The 18,432-nt window shown below is 44.7% G+C and carries 15 protein-coding genes; 11 read left to right on the forward strand and 4 right to left on the reverse strand.

Annotation, left to right across the window (positions count from 1 at the left end):
• Positions 1-27: 27 nt before the first annotated feature.
• The gene (locus R1T43_RS00940) at positions 28-642 is read right to left on the reverse strand and encodes a trimeric intracellular cation channel family protein (protein WP_211070288.1); all 615 of its coding nucleotides are present in this window, start codon (positions 640-642) and stop codon (positions 28-30) included.
• Positions 643-1,089: 447 nt separating this feature from the next.
• Here R1T43_RS00940 and R1T43_RS00945 point away from each other — a divergent pair, with 447 nt between their 5' ends.
• From R1T43_RS00945 to ilvA, 3 genes are read left to right on the forward strand one after another with little or no spacing between them, the layout of a single operon-like run.
• Positions 1,090-2,022 carry a branched-chain amino acid transaminase gene (locus tag R1T43_RS00945; RefSeq protein ID WP_211070287.1) on the forward strand — a complete coding sequence of 311 codons (933 nt, stop codon included), beginning with the start codon at positions 1,090-1,092 and terminating at the stop codon, positions 2,020-2,022.
• 34 nt (positions 2,023-2,056) lie between these two features.
• Positions 2,057-3,907: a dihydroxy-acid dehydratase gene (gene ilvD, locus R1T43_RS00950; protein ID WP_317351872.1), complete on the forward strand. Its 1,851-nt coding sequence runs from the start codon at positions 2,057-2,059 to the stop codon at positions 3,905-3,907.
• Positions 3,904-5,445: a threonine ammonia-lyase, biosynthetic gene (gene ilvA / locus R1T43_RS00955; protein ID WP_317351874.1), complete on the forward strand. Its 1,542-nt coding sequence runs from the start codon at positions 3,904-3,906 to the stop codon at positions 5,443-5,445. Before ilvD ends, ilvA begins: the two co-directional genes overlap by 4 nt.
• Positions 5,446-5,655: 210 nt before the next feature.
• Here ilvA and plsB read toward each other — a convergent pair whose 3' ends face one another.
• Together plsB and R1T43_RS00965 are read right to left on the reverse strand one after the other, a co-directional pair.
• The gene (plsB, locus tag R1T43_RS00960) at positions 5,656-8,103 is read right to left on the reverse strand and encodes a glycerol-3-phosphate 1-O-acyltransferase PlsB (RefSeq protein ID WP_317351877.1); all 2,448 of its coding nucleotides are present in this window, start codon (positions 8,101-8,103) and stop codon (positions 5,656-5,658) included.
• Positions 8,104-8,248: 145 nt separating this feature from the next.
• Positions 8,249-8,731, reverse strand: a complete 483-nt coding sequence (locus R1T43_RS00965; protein WP_247670645.1) for a GNAT family N-acetyltransferase — start codon at positions 8,729-8,731, stop codon at positions 8,249-8,251.
• Positions 8,732-9,012: 281 nt separating this feature from the next.
• Here R1T43_RS00965 and R1T43_RS00970 point away from each other — a divergent pair, with 281 nt between their 5' ends.
• The 6 genes from R1T43_RS00970 to R1T43_RS00995 all read left to right on the forward strand — a co-directional run bounded on the left by R1T43_RS00970 (position 9,013) and on the right by R1T43_RS00995 (position 16,915).
• The gene (locus R1T43_RS00970) at positions 9,013-11,127 is read left to right on the forward strand and encodes a TonB-dependent siderophore receptor (protein ID WP_317351881.1); all 2,115 of its coding nucleotides are present in this window, start codon (positions 9,013-9,015) and stop codon (positions 11,125-11,127) included.
• Positions 11,128-11,284: 157 nt separating this feature from the next.
• The gene (gene lexA, locus R1T43_RS00975) at positions 11,285-11,911 is read left to right on the forward strand and encodes a transcriptional repressor LexA (protein WP_057795164.1); all 627 of its coding nucleotides are present in this window, start codon (positions 11,285-11,287) and stop codon (positions 11,909-11,911) included.
• A 634-nt stretch (positions 11,912-12,545) separates the two neighbouring features.
• Positions 12,546-13,658: a cytochrome c oxidase subunit II gene (coxB, locus tag R1T43_RS00980; RefSeq protein WP_247670666.1), complete on the forward strand. Its 1,113-nt coding sequence runs from the start codon at positions 12,546-12,548 to the stop codon at positions 13,656-13,658.
• A 9-nt stretch (positions 13,659-13,667) separates the two neighbouring features.
• A complete protein-coding gene (gene ctaD, locus R1T43_RS00985; RefSeq protein WP_211070281.1) occupies positions 13,668-15,281 on the forward strand; it encodes a cytochrome c oxidase subunit I in 1,614 nt (537 codons plus the stop codon).
• A gap of 124 nt (positions 15,282-15,405) precedes the next feature.
• Positions 15,406-15,993 carry a cytochrome c oxidase assembly protein gene (locus tag R1T43_RS00990; protein ID WP_211070280.1) on the forward strand — a complete coding sequence of 196 codons (588 nt, stop codon included), beginning with the start codon at positions 15,406-15,408 and terminating at the stop codon, positions 15,991-15,993.
• A gap of 25 nt (positions 15,994-16,018) precedes the next feature.
• On the forward strand, positions 16,019-16,915 hold the full coding sequence (locus R1T43_RS00995) for a cytochrome c oxidase subunit 3 (protein WP_063457955.1): 897 nt from the start codon (positions 16,019-16,021) through the stop codon (positions 16,913-16,915).
• Between the two features lie 27 nt (positions 16,916-16,942).
• Here R1T43_RS00995 and R1T43_RS01000 read toward each other — a convergent pair whose 3' ends face one another.
• Complete coding sequence (locus tag R1T43_RS01000; protein WP_057795172.1) at positions 16,943-17,152, reverse strand: DUF2909 domain-containing protein; 210 nt, start codon at positions 17,150-17,152, stop codon at positions 16,943-16,945.
• Positions 17,153-17,185: 33 nt separating this feature from the next.
• Between R1T43_RS01000 and R1T43_RS01005 the strand changes: the two genes are divergently transcribed.
• Positions 17,186-17,893 carry an SURF1 family protein gene (locus tag R1T43_RS01005; protein ID WP_317351892.1) on the forward strand — a complete coding sequence of 236 codons (708 nt, stop codon included), beginning with the start codon at positions 17,186-17,188 and terminating at the stop codon, positions 17,891-17,893.
• Positions 17,886-18,431, forward strand: coding sequence for a hypothetical protein (locus tag R1T43_RS01010; protein WP_211070278.1), 546 nt, complete (start codon positions 17,886-17,888; stop codon positions 18,429-18,431). The genes R1T43_RS01005 and R1T43_RS01010 overlap by 8 nt, the downstream gene beginning before the upstream one ends.
• Position 18,432 lies beyond the last annotated feature (1 nt).

An 18,432-nucleotide genomic window follows, 5' to 3' on the forward strand; every position in this document is an offset into this window, starting at 1 on the left:
AAACTGTACTTAGGGCAAGAAGAAGGACTAATTTTCGTTATAGAAGACCGGCATTTCCCAGTGCCAACGCATGGCGCCTAACCGCATTAATACTGTGGTCGCAAGTGCAACTGCACCGCACCATTGGGCCTCCAAGCCTAAGTACATGGCGAGTCCGTAGGCCATCCCGCCAACAATACAGGTCGTGGCGTAGAGTTCACCGCCCAGTACCAAAGGCACTTCTCTGCATATAACATCACGCAATAAACCACCAAAAACCCCTGTAATGGTGCCCATAGCAATGGCTACTGCAATACCTGTGTCATTGGCTAAGGCTTTTTCAATACCCACTACATTAAATAGCGCTAATCCAAAGGCGTCAGCAATAAGCAAATAGTGATAAGGGAAGCGCGGGCTAACTCGTAACCAAATGATAGGAATGAAGGCAGCAATAAGTGTAGTGTAAAGATAATCGTTATCGGCAATCCAGAATACGGGAACATCCAGCATCATATCGCGCAGTGTTCCACCTCCTATAGCAGTGGCACTTGCCAATACAATAACGCCAAACCCGTCCATCCGTTTTTGGTACGCCATTAAGGTGCCAGAAATAGCACACACAGCTACCCCTGCTAAATTTAACCAGTGAAACCAGTCTACCATTGTATTGCGATACCCTTTTTTATCTTATGAAAACTGCGTTTGAACCGCAAAATACTTGATTTCGGCAGCGGTTTCATGCTATTTCTTTGCGCACATTAATCGTGTAACGGCCAATTCACGTTTAATTGGGGTGAAAAAGCCATAGCCCTATCGTACAACCATTCATTTTAGCATTCATCCAAGGAACTGGGTGTTGCTCGTCAATTAAATCTGTAAATTCAATAGCATAAGCTTATTGATTTTATCTGATGTCCTTTGTTTTCACGACAAGCGACAGTGTTTCAATGTCAGTGATAACGCACAGATGCGTAAATTTATGTGTCCGCGCGTCGCGTATTGCATCCAGCGTATTGGGCGCTCGCGCACTGTCATGTATCATTCGTCTCGGTATTAATATTTCCGCAAAACGCGGTTCGGGCTTTACGCTCAATTTTTGAAGGATTACTCATGGCTAAGCAACCTGCCGAACATATTTGGTTTAATGGCGAATTGAAACATTGGAAAGACGCGACTTGTCACGTAATGACGCATGCTATTCATTATGGTTCGTCTGTATTTGAAGGTGTACGTGCATACGACACTCCCGATCAAGGTACTTGTGTTTTTCGTTTAAACGACCACAACCGTCGCTTGTTCGATTCAGCGAAAATCTACCGTATGACTATTCCATACACGTTAGATCAAATTAACCAAGCTACCCTTGATATCATTCGTGAGAACAAATTGAAATCAGCGTACATTCGCCCTATCGCGTTTTACGGTGATATTGGTATGGGACTTCAAGTGCCTTTCGGTACGGAAGCTGAAGTTGCCATTGCTGCCTTTGAGTGGGGGGCTTACTTAGGTGAAGAAGCCCTTAAAAATGGTGTAGATGCTGGTATTTCTTCTTGGAACCGCTTAGCCGCTAACACTATGCCTACTGGAGCTAAAGCCGGTGGTAACTACTTATCTTCACAGCTTATTTCGATGGAAGCCCGTCGTCATGGTTACGGTGAAGGTATTGCCCTTGATACTAACGGTTACATCAGCGAAGGTGCGGGCGAAAACATTTTTGTTATTCGCGACGGCATTGTGATTACTACGCCTAAAACTGCAGCCATTCTTCCAGGTATCACTCGTGATACGTGTATGACGCTACTTAGAGATAAAGGCTACGAAGTTCGCGAAGAAAATATTCCTCGTGAAGCTATGTATCTAGCTGATGAAGTCTTCATGTGTGGTACAGCGGCAGAAGTAACGCCAGTACGCAGTGTAGATGGCATTGAAGTAGGTGCGGGCGGCCGTGGCCCAATCACCAAAGAAGTACAAGATATGTTCTTCGGTCTTTTCAACGGTACTACCGAAGACAAATGGAACTGGTTAACACCGGTTTACAAGTAATTAATTTAGCTATTTATTAAACGGGAAGGATTTTATGCCCAAGTTACGATCTGCAACGACTACGCAAGGTAGAAATATGGCCGGCGCACGCGCTTTATGGCGTGCAACGGGAATGAAGGATTCTGATTTCGGTAAACCTATTATTGCTATTGCTAACTCTTTCACGCAGTTTGTGCCGGGGCATGTGCATCTAAAAGACATGGGTCAATTAGTCGCACGAAGCGTTGAAGCAGCCGGTGGTGTAGCAAAAGAATTTAATACTATCGCGGTAGATGATGGTATTGCTATGGGCCACAGCGGAATGCTTTACAGCTTGCCTTCCCGTGAAATTATTGCTGATGCAGTAGAATACATGGTGAACGCGCACTGCGCCGACGCCATTGTATGTATATCTAACTGCGACAAAATTACCCCAGGAATGTTAATGGCGTCATTGCGCTTAAACGTTCCTGTTGTGTTTGTATCAGGTGGGCCAATGGAAGCGGGTAAAACCAAGCTTTCTGATCAAATCATCAAACTCGATTTAGTAGATGCCATGGTGGCCGCTGCTGATGACAAAGTAAGTGATTCTGATACCGACGAAATTGAACGTTCTGCATGTCCTACCTGTGGTTCATGCTCAGGTATGTTTACTGCAAACTCAATGAACTGCTTAACTGAAGCGCTAGGTCTATCGCTTCCGGGTAATGGTTCAATGCTAGCGACCCACGCAGACCGTGAAGGTTTGTTCAAAAAAGCAGGCTCGCAAATTGTAGAGCTGTGTAAACGTTATTATGGCGATGATGATGAAAGCGTATTGCCACGTAACATTGCTAACTTCAATGCTTTTGAAAATGCCATGAGCTTAGATATTGCCATGGGCGGTTCAACTAACACGATTTTGCATTTGTTAGCAGCAGCAATGGAAGGTGAAATTCCTTTCACCATGAACGATATTGATAGGTTGTCACGTAAGGTTCCGCACCTATGTAAAGTGGCTCCTTCTACCCCGAAATACCATATGGAAGATGTGCACCGCGCTGGTGGCGTATTAGGTATTTTGAATGAATTAAATAAAGGTGGCTTACTGCATGGTGATGCAAACCATGTCTTGGGTAAGTCGCTTACAGAAGTAATTGCCGATTGGGATATCACTAACCCAGAGAATACCGATGCAATTAAATTTTTCCGCGCAGGCCCTGCTGGTATTCGTACTACCCAAGCGTTCAGCCAAAGCTGTCGTTGGGATGAAGCAGATGCAGATCGTGAAAACGGTTGTATTCGCTCGGTTGAAAACGCCTTTAGCCAAGAAGGTGGCCTAGCCGTATTATACGGTAATGTGGCAGAAGATGGCTGTATTGTTAAAACCGCTGGTGTTGATGAGTCTATTTTGAAGTTCACCGGTACTGCACGTATTTATGAAAGCCAAGATGATGCCGTAGCCGGTATTTTGGCTGACGATGTGAAAGCAGGCGATGTGGTATTCATTCGTTACGAAGGCCCACGCGGCGGACCGGGTATGCAAGAAATGCTATACCCCACGTCATACTTGAAGTCGAAAGGCTTAGGTAAATCGTGTGCATTGGTTACCGATGGCCGTTTCTCTGGTGGTACAAGTGGTCTGTCGATTGGTCACTGCTCACCAGAAGCTGCCAGTGGCGGTGGTATTGGTTTAGTTGAGCACGGCGATAAGATTGAAATTGATATTCCAAATCGTAGCATCAACATCGCTATTGGCGACGAAGAGCTAGCAGAGCGCCGCGCGAAAATGGAAGCCAGCGATAAGCCTTGGCGCCCTAAAGATCGCGTTCGTGAAGTATCAACATCATTGAAAACCTTTGCTGCATTGGCCACCAGTGCGGATAAAGGTGCAGTACGCGATGTATCGAAACTGGAAAATCTATGACCGTTAGCGATCACGACTATTTAAAGAAAATTCTATTAGCCCCTGTTTACGACGTAGCCGTAAGCAGTGAGCTTTCTTACATGTCGTTGTTGTCTGCCGAATTAGGCAATGAAATATTCTTAAAGCGTGAAGACCAGCAGCCGGTAAAGTCATTTAAGTTGCGTGGCGCATACAACCGTATAAGTTCGTTAAGCGAAGCTCAGCTTAGTGCAGGTGTTATCGGTGCTTCAGCCGGTAATCACGCACAAGGTTTGGCGTACAGCGCTAGGCGCAAGGGCATTCAGGCAACTATAGTAATGCCTGAAACGACCCCTGACATTAAAGTGGATGCAGTACGTCGTTTTGGCGGCGACCATGTAAACGTTGTCCTGCATGGCACGAGTTTCGATCAAGCCAGTGGCCACGCGAAAGCGCTTTGTGCAGAACATGGTTACACCTTTGTGCCGCCCTTCGATGACCCTGATGTAATCGCGGGTCAAGGAACCGTTGCACGGGAACTACTAGAGCAAAACCCTAACCTGGATATTTTGTTTGTTGCGGTAGGCGGTGGCGGTTTAGCGGCCGGTATTGCGGTTTACTTAAAGCAATTAAAGCCAGAGATTAAAATTGTTGCCGTTGAATCGGAAGAGTCTGCCTGTTTTGCCTTGGCGCAAAAAGAAGGTGCACCTGCTGCACTTGAAAACGTAGGCATTTTTGCCGATGGCGTTGCCGTTAAAGTCATGGGGCAAGAAACCTTTAGGCTGTGTAATCGCCTAATTGATGAAACCATGACGGTAACCAACGATGAAATATGCGGTGCCATTAAAGATATTTTTGATGACACCCGTGTTATTGCTGAGCCTGCTGGGGCGCTGTCTGTAGCGGCTATTCGAAAGTATGCCAAGCAGCACGACCTTACCGGTAAGAAGCTGGGCGGCATTTTATGCGGCGCGAATATTAACTTTCATACTTTGCGTTATGTGTCTGAACGCTGTGAACTGGGCGAGCAAAAAGAAGCCGTATTCGCGGTGAAAATACCTGAGCGCAAAGGGGCATTCAAGCAGTTTTGTGAATGTGTTGGCGCAAAAGCGATTACTGAATTTAACTATCGTTATGCTAATGACGACGAAGCTCATATTTTCGTTGGGGTTAAATTAAAAGGCGGTCAGCAAGAGTTCCTAAGCCTGCAAAGCGACTTAGAAGCTAAAGGCTACCAATGCTTTAACTTAACCAATAACGAATTAGCCAAACTACACGTTCGTCACATGGTAGGGGGAAGACCTCCGGCGATATTGAACGAGCAAGTGTTCAGTTTTGAATTTCCAGAGCGCCCTGGCGCATTGCTAACCTTCTTAAACACCGTGGGTGAATCGTGGAACATTACCTTGTTCCATTACCGTAACCACGGTGCGGCAGAAGGCTTAGTGTTGGTTGGGTTTGATATTGCTCCAGAAAGCCGAGATGCTTTCAACGAACATGTTATCGAGCTTGGCTATAAAGTAGATGAAGTAACGCAAGACCCTGCTTATAAGTTCTTCTTGTCACAACCATCTAAGTAAAGAGCAAACCGTTTTCGCTTTACCTCGCTTCATGTTAAGCATGGCTTACCCTGGGGCGAGGTAAAGCGTATTCTAAATCAATAAAAAAGCCGAAGCGTTGTATTTCAACGTTTCGGCTTTTTTGTGGTATCGATAACAATCTTTTCAGTGTGCAGCACTGTTGTAACTAGTAATTAATAACTAGTTGCAAACACACGGACGGAGTATAGGCTAGTTATGCAATACCACGTTCTCTAGATGCTGGGTCATTTCAGGCCATACTAGCGCCATCACGTCTTCCCGAAGCGCTTCACATTCTTCAGAGTATTTCAGGCTGCCATCTTCTGTAGAGTCTAACCAATGATTGTCTTTCAATGCGCTAATAAAACTAGAAAGCACGTTCTTATCGTAAAACTCAGGTGAGCTTAGCCCATAAAGGGTAGATAAGCGTTCTGCCACTTGGCGGCTAGTGCGTTCAAGTGCGCCGCGACTAATCACTTTCTCTTTATCTAAAATAGTCAGTACTACCGCATAACGTTGCAAAGTTTCTTGCATACAACGGCTTAGCAACCATGCTGAATGAAACTGCTTTTGCTGGGCATCAGGTGGAAGTAAATCAACCTCTTTAATACGTAGAAGGCCTTGGTCCACTAACGCATCAATAAGCGCATCGGTATGAGCAAGGGCTTCATCTTGAGATAAATGCAAAAATAGCTCGCGCTGCAACAACGGGTATAGCGCAGCAATTAACTGGAAAACTGACGCTTTACTTGTGCCTTTATGCGCAAATACACAGGCCATGATCAAGCCAGGCAACGCAAATAAGTGCAAAATATTGTTGCGATAATAGGTGAGATAAACCGCAGACTTAGGTTTAGGGCTGATTAATCGACCATAGTCGTCTTCATCAATCTCAAACTTGCCAAGCTTCAAGGTATCGTCAAACAATTCTTTCGCGCTGGCATCAGGTATGGTGGCATCGGCACTGAAAGGTACGTTTTTAAATAAACTGATAAAGTCGCCCATGGCTTGTTTAAGCTCAGACTCACTCATAGTTTGTGTTTTTGATGACAGTAAACACAGCGATGTTAACGCCATGCCATTTACCGCAGCTGCGCGATTAATACGTGTCATGACATTGTTGGCCAATTCGTTTACCGCCGGCGTTAGCCAAGCGGGTTTTTTCTCTGGCTCGGCATCACGGCAATCGCGCCAGTTTGGCACATGGGTTTCTAAAAATTGATTTAGCTGGATAGGCTCACCAAAGTTTACATAACCATGACCGTAGTTCTTAAGCTTGCGAATAGCCGAGAACACTTGCCAGTTAGATTCTTTTTGCTTCTTAGTGCCTTTAAGTTCGTTTAGGTAGCTTTTCACTTCCATCACGTTTTCGTAGCCAATATAGACGGGTACCAAGCTAACAGGCCTATTCACACCTTTAAGCATGGCTTGAATGGTCATGGCTAGCATGCCTGTTTTAGGTGGAATAAGACGACCAGTGCGGCTTCGGCCACCTTCAGGGTAATATTTTACCGAATAGCCTTTATTAAAAAGTAGCTCTAAATATTCGCGGAAAACGGCGGTATACAACTTATTACCGGCAAAACTACGGCGCAAGAAGAAGGCACCGCCTCGGCGGAAAATCTTACCTACCGGCCAGAAATTTAAGTTAATACCTGCGGCAATGTGTGGGGTTACCATACCTTCATGATAAATCACGTAAGTCAGCAGTAGATAATCCATGTGACTGCGATGACAAGGCACGTAAACAATTTCATGGCCGTTTGCGGCTAATTCTCTAATACGTTCAGAGTGACCAACACTTATGCCGTTATAAATTTTGTTCCAAATACGAGTAAGTAGTCGGTCGCCAAAGCGTATCAGCCCTTCGCGATAATCGGCGGCTATTTCGGTAACGTATGATTGCGCTCTATCTTTAGATGCATCATGGGTAATTTTTTTACTACGAGATTCTTCTGCCATAGCGCGACGCACGGCATCAGAGCCTAGTACACTGTTGTTCAACTCTTGGCGCTCTAACAATGTAGGGCCTGTCATACTTTGGCGTTTACGCTGAAAGTGAGTACTCGCTACTCGCACTAATTTGTGTGCAATACTTTTGTCACTGCCATGTTGGTTTGACATGGCGCGCGCCGATACCGCTTTTGAGTAATTGATAAAATTATCGCGGCCCAAGAACATCACAATGAAGAGTTTTCTCAGCCAACTTGGCGCTGCATTATCGGCAATAAGGTCAGCAAGTCCTGGTGTTCCTCGCCCTGGGGCTCGTCCCCACGTTACAAATACCGGCACCACTTGAAGATCTAGCTGATGATGATCTCTGTGTAAATGAAACAGGTCAGTAAATACGTCTTCAATACCGGTATCGTTTGCTTGTGAGCGAAAAATCGGCTGTGTTTTACGTAAGAACAAGGTAGAAGGGTATTCTCTGCCCGCTAATGTTAGCGTATCAGTCGGGCTCGGTAGGCCTAGTGCTTCTGTTGACATTCTAAGCGCTAATTGATCGGTTACCGAGTTTGCTGGAAGCAAGTAAACGATGGGCTTCGACTTATCAATGCCAAGCTCAGTCTCTACGTTTACGGGAATGCTGTGGGCTTTAACCAGCAACTTAACAGGATAATGAAATAGCGACAAAAGGGCTTTTCGCATCCACGACATGAATTCTGTAATCCTATGAAATTAAAACGGGAGAAGTGTACCACATCTCGTGCAATGTCATGCAGAGGCCGTGGGGCTGTTTGGAAGAGTCATTAGTATAAATTGTCGCCATAGCATATTGATTGAGCGTGTTTTTACTCACATATCACTTGGTGGCAGTACCTTTGTAATGCATAGCCACATCGCAGCGTTCATAAGCACAACCAAATTTTTGCATGATTTCTTCACAATGAACAAAGCCATTTTTCTCATAAAGATGAATGGCGGCCTCACACTTCTTATTCGTTAAAAGAAATAACGTATTAAAAGCAATAGCAGGGGCGTTATTCAATACATATTGCAACAAGCCTTCGCCTACTTTTAATCCTCTTGCTTCACTGACCACACCCATCTTAGTAAGTTCGAATACCCCATCCCCTTTTTTCATTAATGCGCATGTACCTACAATGCCAAAATCGGGATGTTCAGCAAACCAAATGTATCCACCCTTGTCGATAATATTACACTGAGGATTGCCAATAACGGCCTCATCAACGCTCTCTAAACGAAACATCTTGGTGATCCACTCTCTATTTATGCGGTCAAAATGAGGGGCTAGCTCGGGGGTATAGTCGAGGAAATGCAACATGAGGAATTAAATACTCTGATTAAAGATAAATAGAAGAAAGGTTACTTTATGCCTTAATGCCAAACTTGTCACCTCGGCGCAAACCTAATTAAAGGTGCTGCTCTTATTCATTATTGCTATCTAAACAGACTGTCTAGTTAAGCTGACGCTTTCATTTATAACAAAAGTTTAATTTTTATTAATACACCTTTTAATTATAAATAAATCTGACTAGAATCCGCTATAAATAAGAATATCTATCATTTTCAATACTGTTTGAATTATCACTTGAGGAGACTTGCTTGAAACTTGGTAAAGCAACTATTTCTACTGCTGTTTTATTGGCGCTTTATGGCACACCTGTTTTTGCACAAGACACTATGTCTGAGTCAGATGAAAGCGTTGAGCGTATTACCGTACGCGGCGCATTCTTCGGCCAACAAGTCGCCACAGCGGTTAAAACCCCTACATTATTAGTTAACGTGCCACAGTCAGTATCGGTAGTAAGTGCACAGCAAATTTCAGAACAAGCACTGTTTAGTATTGCCGATGTTATGCAATACACGCCAGGTGTGAGCATTGGGCTGGGTGAAGACCATCGCGATCAGGTGACTATTCGTGGTCAGAACACTACTGCCGATTTCTTTGTTGATGGGCTTCGCGATGACGTTCAATACTTCCGCCCCCTATATAATTTAGAACGCGTTGAAATATTGCGTGGTGCCAACGCGCTTTTATTTGGTCGTGGCGGCGGCGGTGGTGTCGTTAACCGTGTGACTAAAGTGGCCAGTAGCGCAGAAGACTTCACCACACTGTCAGCAGGTATAGATACCTTTGGCGCTGGCTCTATTAGTGTAGATACCAATAAAGCCATAGATGCGAACAATGCTTTTCGTTTTAATGGTGTGTTTGACAGTATTGATAATCATCGTGATTTTAAAGATGGTGAACGTTACGCCATTAACCCTACCTACACATGGATGGCTTCCGACGACACCACGGTTGTAGCATCTTACGAATACGTAAACGATGACCGGTTAGTAGATAGAGGTATCCCTTCATTAGATGGTGCGCCGCTAGAAGGCTATGACGATACCTACTTTGGTGATCCCGACTTCAACAATACCACGCTTGAAGCGCATATTGCCCGTGTGCGTGTTGATCACGCACTATCGCAACATTGGAACTTAAACGGTACCGTTCAGTTTGCTGACTATGATAAAGCTTATCAAAACTTGTACCCCGTTAATTTTGATGCTGATGCAGGTACGGTTACCTTAGACGGGTATCGTGATACCACTACTCGTGAGAATGCGTTGGTTCAATTAAACCTTATTGGGCAGTTTGCCACGGGTGATATTAACCATACCTTACTGACGGGAATGGAGTACGGCAGTCAAGATACAGAAAACGCGCGCCGTGATGCGTTTTTTGCCGATAGCCAAGACGACCAAGTATCCTTCGTGTTTAGCGATCCACTCGTTATTCCTTCAATGACGCTAACAGACCCGGTAAGAGATCGTGCATCAGAAGTCACCTTTACTTCAGCTTTCGTACAAGATGAAATTAAGCTTAACGATAATTGGATTGTGGTGGCCGGTCTTCGCTACGACAATTTTGATATCGATGTGGTAGATAGCATTGAAGTAGCAAACGGTGCTGACGACGGTAACGATGGTTTTCTATCAAGCTCTGATTCACAAGTGTCGCCTCGCGCTGGTGTAATTTACAAGCCAGCGGAATCAGTATCGATTTACGCCAGTTACAGTAAATCGTTCTTGCCTCGTTCTGGTGATCAATTCCTTTCGCTCTCGCTTTCAAGCCAAGCGCTGGAAGCAGAAGAGTTTGAAAATAAGGAAATTGGTGTTAAATGGAATCTCACTGACTCGCTAAGCGTGACAGCAGCGGCATTTGAAGTTGAACGTGAAAACGGTACAGCGCAAGATCCTAACAATCCAGAAGCGTCTATTTTAACCGGTACCGAAACCAAAGGTTTTGAAGTGCAGGTGGTGGGCAAACTTTCAGAGCGTTGGGCAATCAATGCTGGTTATAGCAACCTCGATGGTGAAGAAATGGGCCGAATTGTAGATGGCACATTGGCGAACCGTGATTTAGCACAGCTTCCAGAGCATATGCTGACGTTATGGAACCAGTACGAAGTAAACGACAAGTGGCGTGTTGCATTAGGCGTGATTTATCAATCAGAGCAATACGCGTCATTAAATAACACCGTTGAATTACCTGATTTCGTTCGTGTAGACGCTGCACTTTATTACGATTACAGCGAAGATGTTAAAATTCAGCTTAACGTGGAAAATTTATTCGACGAAGATTATTTCCCGTCAGCGCATAATGACAATAATATTGCTACCGGCGAGCCGCTTAATGCCCGTGTAAGCTTGCAATATAAGTTCTAACTACTACAAATAGTAGTGATATACAAAGCGGCCTTCATGGCCGCTTTTTTCGTTAAGGCTAGCGCTAATTAAAAATCATGCTTAGTCAAGCTTTGTGCTTGTCATTTCCTTTTAGGTGTATATACTTACAGGAACTGTATAGACAGACAGGTCTTTTATGCGCCCACTCACAGCAAGACAAACAGAAGTTCTCGAGCTTATAAAAACAACCATGCTCGAAACTGGCATGCCGCCTACCCGTGCAGAAATTGCCCGTCATTTAGGTTTTCGCTCTGCGAATGCCGCTGAAGAACATTTAAAAGCATTGGCCCGAAAAGGGGTCATTGAAATTCTTCCAGGTACTTCCCGTGGTATTAAATTAAATATCCCCCTTGAAGATGAAGCTCCTGAAGAAGAAGGGCTACCTCTTATTGGCCGAGTAGCTGCGGGCGAGCCTATTTTAGCGCAAGAGCATATTGAATCTCACTATAAGGTCGACCCTGCTCTGTTTCAGCCTCACGCTGACTTCTTACTTCGTGTAAGCGGTATGAGTATGAAAGACATAGGTATACTTGATGGTGACTTGTTAGCCGTGCACCGCACTACGGATGTCCATAATGGGCAAGTGGTAGTAGCACGTGTTGATGAAGACGTTACCGTTAAACGCCTTGAAAAGCGTGGTCGCGAAGTATTACTTCATGCTGAAAATGATGAATTCTCTCCTATTAAGGTCGACTTAGCTTCAGAGCCTTTTTCCATTGAAGGGATTGCCGTTGGTGTTATTCGAAATGCTGACTGGATGTAACCTTTTAGCTATTTAATAAAGAAAGCGGCTTATAGGCCGCTTTTTTGTATGTTTAATATACCTTGCTTGTACAATAATCTTGTTTAAGCCTAAGAAATACCTTAAAAGCCAGCAGATCTGGCTCCCACATTTTATCTTCTATTTATGTCACCCTTTTTGGTACTAGCGAATACTATTTCAGTCATCTATTCTGTTTGAAAAACATTCACTATTAAGTGACTACCTTTTGATTATAAGAAACTTATAGCCATCTTCTATTTGCCTATCTCGTTCAAAATGAGCGTTTCAAACGGGCACACTAATTACCCGTATAGCGTCCATACGCTGTGACGTGAGTCATTTCTCTTACATACAACTTTTGGTTAAAAATTGAACGCTGTAATTGTTTTTTCTTAGAAAAGACTAGACTTGTGCGTTTTATTGAGCAATTCTTATACTGTATTTAACAAAATAATAACAATAGCTGTAACTTTGCTTTACAACTAAGGCTAGGTCTTTCAGTTAAAAGTTGGATTTCGGGTATCAGTTGCCAGAAGCGCAGCGCAACCAGTGCGTAATGCTTCTGTTATAACGGAGGTGTTGAGTGAAACGAGTAACGACACAAGCGGCAAAGTGGCTCTGCGGGCTTCCACTTTTGCTTACCTCGCCACTACTGTTTGCTGATGTAGCAACGGGCGAAGGCTCTTCCATAAATTTGCGCCGAGGCGCAACCGACATAAGTGGTCAAGTATACGACCTCCATATGTTGATGTTCTTTATTTGTATCGCAATTGCCGTTGCGGTTTTTGGGGTTATGTTTGCCTCAATGTACTTACACCGTAAATCCAGAGGGGCGAAACCCGCTCACTTCCACGAAAATGTAAAAGTGGAAATTGCATGGACCGTAGTCCCTTTCATTATTCTTATTCTAATGGCTATTCCTGCGGCCAAAACCCTTATTGCGATGGAAGATACCAGTGAGCCCGATCTTACTGTTGTCGTAACTGGATCTCAGTGGAAGTGGCATTACCGATATATGGACAGAGACGTTGAGTTCTATTCGTTAATGGCAACTCAGCGAGAACAAATTGAAAACAAATTCGAGAAAGGCGCGAATTATTTGCTTGAGGTCGACCGTCCACTGGTGATCCCCACAGGGCAAAAAGTGCGCTTTCTTATTACCTCAGATGACGTTATTCACTCGTGGTGGGTACCAGATTTTGCGGTGAAAAAAGATGCTAACCCCGGATTTATCAATGAGTCTTGGGCAAAGGTAAACGAGCCTGGTATTTATCGTGGGCAGTGCGCCGAGCTTTGCGGAAAAGATCATGGCTTCATGCCAGTTGTGGTCATCGCTAAAGAGCCTGCCGAATTTGATGCGTGGATGGATGAACAAGAAGAAGCCGCTCGCCAAGCGAAAGAAGAAGAGCAACGTTTACTGTCAATGAATATGTCGATGGATGAACTTATGGATGAAGGCAAGCGGGTTTATAACGCCACCTGTGCAGCTTGCCATATGCCTAACGGCGAAGGGTTACCTGGCGTTTTTCCTGCGCTTAAAGGCAGTGAGATGGTTCTTGAAGACCAAACTGCCCATATCGATATTGTGTTAAACGGTAAAACCGGAACGGCCATGCAGGCGTTCGGAAAAATGTTAAGCCTGAAAGACATTGCGGCTGTGGTGACCTACGAGCGAAATGCGTGGGGTAATAACACGGGCGATATGGTGCAGGCCAAAGATGTTAATGCCGTCGTTAATGGGAACTAGGAGTGCGTAATGAGTAAAGCAACTGATGTCATTGCGCCGGATACCTCGGCGCATCACGAAGATCATGACCATCATAGTCATATTCCAAAAGGAATAACCCGATGGTTGTTTACCACTAACCACAAAGATATAGGCACCTTGTATTTATGGTTCGCCTTTATCATGTTTTTAATTGGTGGCGCCATGGCAATGGTGATCCGCGCTGAGCTATTTCAGCCTGGATTACAAATTGTTGAGCCAAACTTCTTTAACCAAATGACCACGGTGCACGGCCTTATCATGGTATTTGGTGCGGTAATGCCAGCCTTTACGGGGCTCGCAAACTGGCTAATTCCTATGATGATAGGTGCACCAGATATGGCTCTGCCGCGAATGAATAACTGGAGTTTCTGGATATTACCCGGTGCCTTTCTGATATTACTTAGCTCGCTCTTTTTAGAGGGGGGCGGCCCAGCATTTGGGTGGACCTTCTATGCACCGCTTTCTACCACCTACAGCGGCGACTCGACGGCGTTGTTTGTGTTCTCGGTACATATTATGGGTATCTCATCCATTATGGGGGCGATTAACGTCATTGTGACCATTTTCAATATGCGTGCCCCTGGCATGACGTGGATGAAAATGCCTTTATTCGTATGGACTTGGCTCATCACTGCTTTCTTACTTATTGCAGTAATGCCGGTCTTGGCGGGGGCTGTCACCATGGTGCTGACAGATAAGTTCTTCGGCACCAGCTTCTTTGATGCGGCAGGTGGTGGTGACCCCGTTATGTTCCAGCATATCTTCTGGTTCTTTGGGCATCCCGAGGTGTACATAATGATATTGCCAGCCTTTGGTATTATCTCTCAAATTGTCCCTACATTTTCTAGGAAGAAGCTGTTCGGCTATGCCTCAATGGTGTACGCCACAGGCTCTATTGCGCTGCTGTCTTTTGTGGTGTGGGCTCACCATATGTTTACCACCGGTATGCCGGTGTATATGGAAATGTTCTTCATGTTTGCCACCATGCTTATTTCGGTGCCAACAGGCGTGAAAGTGTTCAACTGGGTGGCGACCATGTGGCGCGGCTCTCTTACCTTTGAAATGCCCATGATGTTTGCCATTGCGTTTATCGTATTGTTTACCATTGGGGGCCTGTCAGGATTAATGCTGGCCATCGTGCCCGTCGATTTCCAATACCACGATACCTATTTCGTGGTCGCACACTTCCATTACGTTCTGGTCACCGGTGCCATCTTCTCGATTATGGCTGCGGTGTACTATTGGTTACCCAAGTGGACAGGAAAAATGTACCACACGGGGCTCGCAAAATGGCATTTCTGGTGCTCACTTGTGTCGGTAAATGTGTTGTTCTTCCCTATGCACTTTGTGGGGCTAGCTGGTATGCCACGTCGTATTCCTGACTACGCCTTACAATTTGCTGACTTTAACAAATGGATAAGCCTTGGCGGCTTTGCCTTTGGGTTGTCGCAGCTCATCTTCTTAGCATTGTTAATTAAGGCCTGTAAGAAGCAAGGTGAGCCAGTATCTGCTCAAGTGTGGGAAGGTGCTGAGGGACTAGAGTGGGAAATACCTTCTCCAGCACCCTATCACACCTTTGAAACGCCGCCGGTTGTTAAATAAGAATAAGAAGTAATGCCAGTAAGGTAAGTAGAACAAGCAGTACAGGTAATGAAAGCAAAGCAGGCAAAATAGTCGCTAAATTGTGATCATGTATCAGCACAAAAAGTAGGCACGGGAGGTAACCATGACACAAACCAATGCAAACAACAAAATGGTGATAAAACTCGTCGTTATTGTGTTTGGTATGTTTGGTTTTGGGTTCGCCTTAGTGCCACTTTACGACGTATTTTGCGATGTTACCGGTATTAATGGCAAAACCGAAAATACCGCAGCGGTATATGAGTCTATCGAAATAGATGAAAGTCGTGAGGTAACGGTGGAATTTATAACCCGCACCAATACCGGTATGCCGTGGGAATTTCGAGCGCAAACTAGCCGTATGAAAGTACATCCAGGGGAACTTAATACGGTGTCGTTTTACGTCAGAAACCCGGCATCTAACAATATGATGGCGCAAGCTATTCCGTCGGTTTCACCAGGTATGGCGGCGCTGTATTTAAATAAAACGGAATGCTTTTGTTTTAATCAACAGCCTTTAAGTGCCGGGGCTGAGGCGTACATGCCCATGCAGTTTTATGTCGATCCACAGCTTCCTGAAGATATTAGTTATTTTACTGTGCAATACACCCTGTTTGATGTGACCGCGCGAGCAAGTGACATGAAAACAAAACCGAATCCCTACATGGTCCCTCAACCTGAAAGTGGTAAATAACAGGTATTGGGATAAGGAGAGAGTAATGCAGCAAGAATATCAGAAATACCCAGATTATCAGAAATACTATGTACCAGCACAAAGCCCATGGCCGATTGTCGGTGCGGTGGCGCTATTTTTAATTGCCGTTGGCGCGGGCAACTTTGTCATTGAAGCCACTAAAGGTGAATCAGGCTATGGAGGTTATACACTTCTCGCTGGGTTTGTCGTATTGATGGTGATGTTGGTTGGCTGGTTTAAAAACCAAATTGATGAGTCTATGTCTGGGCTTTATAGCGACCAATTAGGTCGTTCTTATCGGCAGGGTATGAGTTGGTTTATCTTCTCTGAAGTTATGTTCTTTGCCGCTTTCTTTGGCGCGCTCTATTACGCCCGATTCATTTCAGTGCCTTGGTTGGGCGGTGCATCAAATAACGCGATGACTAACGAAGTGTTATGGCCCACCTTTGAAGCAATGTGGCCGCTTGTATCAACCCCCGGGGGCATTACTACTCAGGAAATGAGTGCGGTTGGCCTACCCACCATCAATACCGTTATTTTGCTTATATCATCGGTCACATTGCACTTTGCTCATGTTGGTTTAGAGCAGAACAAACGCAAGCAACTCACCGTCATGTTAGGCGTTACTATCTTGTTGGGAATTGGTTTTTTATTCTTACAAGTTGAAGAGTATGTTCACGCCTACCGCGACCTAGGGCTAACGCTACAGTCAGGCATTTACGGTAATACCTTTTTCATGCTGACGGGCTTTCACGGTATGCACGTGACGCTTGGCACCATCATTCTGATTGTTATGTTTTTTAGAGTGCTAAAAGGGCATTTTACGCCGCATAACCACTTTGCCTTTCAAGCCGGAAGTTGGTATTGGCACTTTGTTGATGTGGTGTGGGTGATGCTTTATATCTTTGTTTACGTTTTATAAACGCCGATAAAAAAACGCAGCCAAACCCTAGTACGGTCGAGGGTTTGGCGTAATTAAACCGGTGCCAATTGCCACTAAAATTAAAATCACAATAATGGCAGAAGTGAGCACCCTGCGACCGATGTATTTACTCATTGGACCGTCTTTGGGATCGTTTTTCATCATGACTCGCATGGCCATAAAAAGGTTAACGATCATGAAAAGTACCAACGCAACCAAGATTATTTTTATCAACATATAAACCTCAATAGTAGTGTGCAGGTTGGCCAAATGAATCAGGTGAGAGCATCCAAATTAATCGCTATCGTCATTACCAGTTTATGTGTAATGGCGATGTGTAGCTTGGGGTTCTGGCAACTAGATCGAATGGCACAAAAGCAACAACGCATAGCTAGCATAACCGAAAAACAGGGGAAAGAAAGCTTGTCGCTCATCGATGCCCTTTCTATGAAAGAGCCCGAAGATCGAACCGTTTCTTTTGAAGGTACGCCAAACGGTGACAAGGTGTTATTGCTCGATAACCAAATACATGAACAACGGGTAGGTTACGACGTGCTGGCGCCAGTGCAAACCAACGCAGGGTGGGTTTTGGTTAACTATGGTTGGTTGCCTGCACCAGATTTATCACGCTCGCTACCGGCTGTGAAAATTAGTCACCACTCACAACAATTTGAAGGAGTGGTGAGTCTGCCCAGTCATAACCCGTTAGTAAAAGAAACGCTTACATCAGCATCACGCTTTCCAGCACGTATTCAGCAAATTTCAATTAGTACCGCCAGTGAATTGCTATCACTTAACTTATTACCTTATGTAGTAGTACTTACCGCAAAGAATGACCTTTTTGTTAGGCGTTATAACAGTGTTGTCATGCCGCCTGAAAAGCATTTGGGTTATGCCATTCAATGGTTTGGTCTTGCTATCGCAGCCGCCTTGATTGGCGGTTTCGCAATTATGAAAAAAGGACGTCAATATGAGTAATCCGGCCTCGAAGAAAACCTTAATTATCATGGTCGCCGTGTTCGTGCTACCAGTAATTTTAGCTAAGCTTGCGTTAGAGAATGACTGGTTCAACCAAGGTGCTACAAATAAAGGTGCGTTGCTGCAGCCTACCATTGATGTTTCATCGCTTTTAGAAGGCACAGAGCCAAAATGGCGCTTGTTGTATGTCTTGCCCGAAAATTGTGATGCCATTTGTGAAAATGCATTGTTTAGCATTAACCAAGTGTGGCTGGCGTTAGGCAAAGAGTCTGACAGGGCAGAAGCTTTAGTTTTGTTCACTGGAAAAAGTGATGTAACAGCACTAGAGCAACTTTCTGAGTACGCCAACGTGCATACCTTGAGCCTCAGCGATGCCCCTATCACCAACCTTAAACAGCAAAGTGTGTATATCGTCGATACCTTAAATAATGCCATGTTGTATTACCAAATAGACAGTGACAGAAGCACTGCTGTAATGGAAAGTCGAAGTATGCTGGCCGACATTAAAAAGCTTCTGAAACTGTCTCGGATTGGGTAGG

It is taken from the genome of Alteromonas sp. CI.11.F.A3, assembly GCF_032925565.1.
Classification (GTDB): Bacteria; Pseudomonadota; Gammaproteobacteria; order Enterobacterales; family Alteromonadaceae; genus Alteromonas.

Bases quoted from the DNA above. Each gene is read 5' to 3' on its own strand.
- R1T43_RS00940 (WP_211070288.1), bottom strand. From the start codon at position 642: ATGGTAGACTGGTTTCACTGGTTAAATTTAGCAGGGGTAGCTGTGTGT.
- R1T43_RS00945 (WP_211070287.1), top strand. From the start codon at position 1,090: ATGGCTAAGCAACCTGCCGAACATATTTGGTTTAATGGCGAATTGAAA.
- ilvD (WP_317351872.1), top strand. From the start codon at position 2,057: ATGCCCAAGTTACGATCTGCAACGACTACGCAAGGTAGAAATATGGCC.
- ilvA (WP_317351874.1), top strand. From the start codon at position 3,904: ATGACCGTTAGCGATCACGACTATTTAAAGAAAATTCTATTAGCCCCT.
- plsB (WP_317351877.1), bottom strand. From the start codon at position 8,103: ATGTCGTGGATGCGAAAAGCCCTTTTGTCGCTATTTCATTATCCTGTT.
- R1T43_RS00965 (WP_247670645.1), bottom strand. From the start codon at position 8,731: ATGTTGCATTTCCTCGACTATACCCCCGAGCTAGCCCCTCATTTTGAC.
- lexA (WP_057795164.1), top strand. From the start codon at position 11,285: ATGCGCCCACTCACAGCAAGACAAACAGAAGTTCTCGAGCTTATAAAA.
- ctaD (WP_211070281.1), top strand. From the start codon at position 13,668: ATGAGTAAAGCAACTGATGTCATTGCGCCGGATACCTCGGCGCATCAC.
- R1T43_RS00990 (WP_211070280.1), top strand. From the start codon at position 15,406: ATGACACAAACCAATGCAAACAACAAAATGGTGATAAAACTCGTCGTT.
- R1T43_RS00995 (WP_063457955.1), top strand. From the start codon at position 16,019: ATGCAGCAAGAATATCAGAAATACCCAGATTATCAGAAATACTATGTA.
- R1T43_RS01000 (WP_057795172.1), bottom strand. From the start codon at position 17,152: ATGTTGATAAAAATAATCTTGGTTGCGTTGGTACTTTTCATGATCGTT.
- R1T43_RS01005 (WP_317351892.1), top strand. From the start codon at position 17,186: ATGAATCAGGTGAGAGCATCCAAATTAATCGCTATCGTCATTACCAGT.
- R1T43_RS01010 (WP_211070278.1), top strand. From the start codon at position 17,886: ATGAGTAATCCGGCCTCGAAGAAAACCTTAATTATCATGGTCGCCGTG.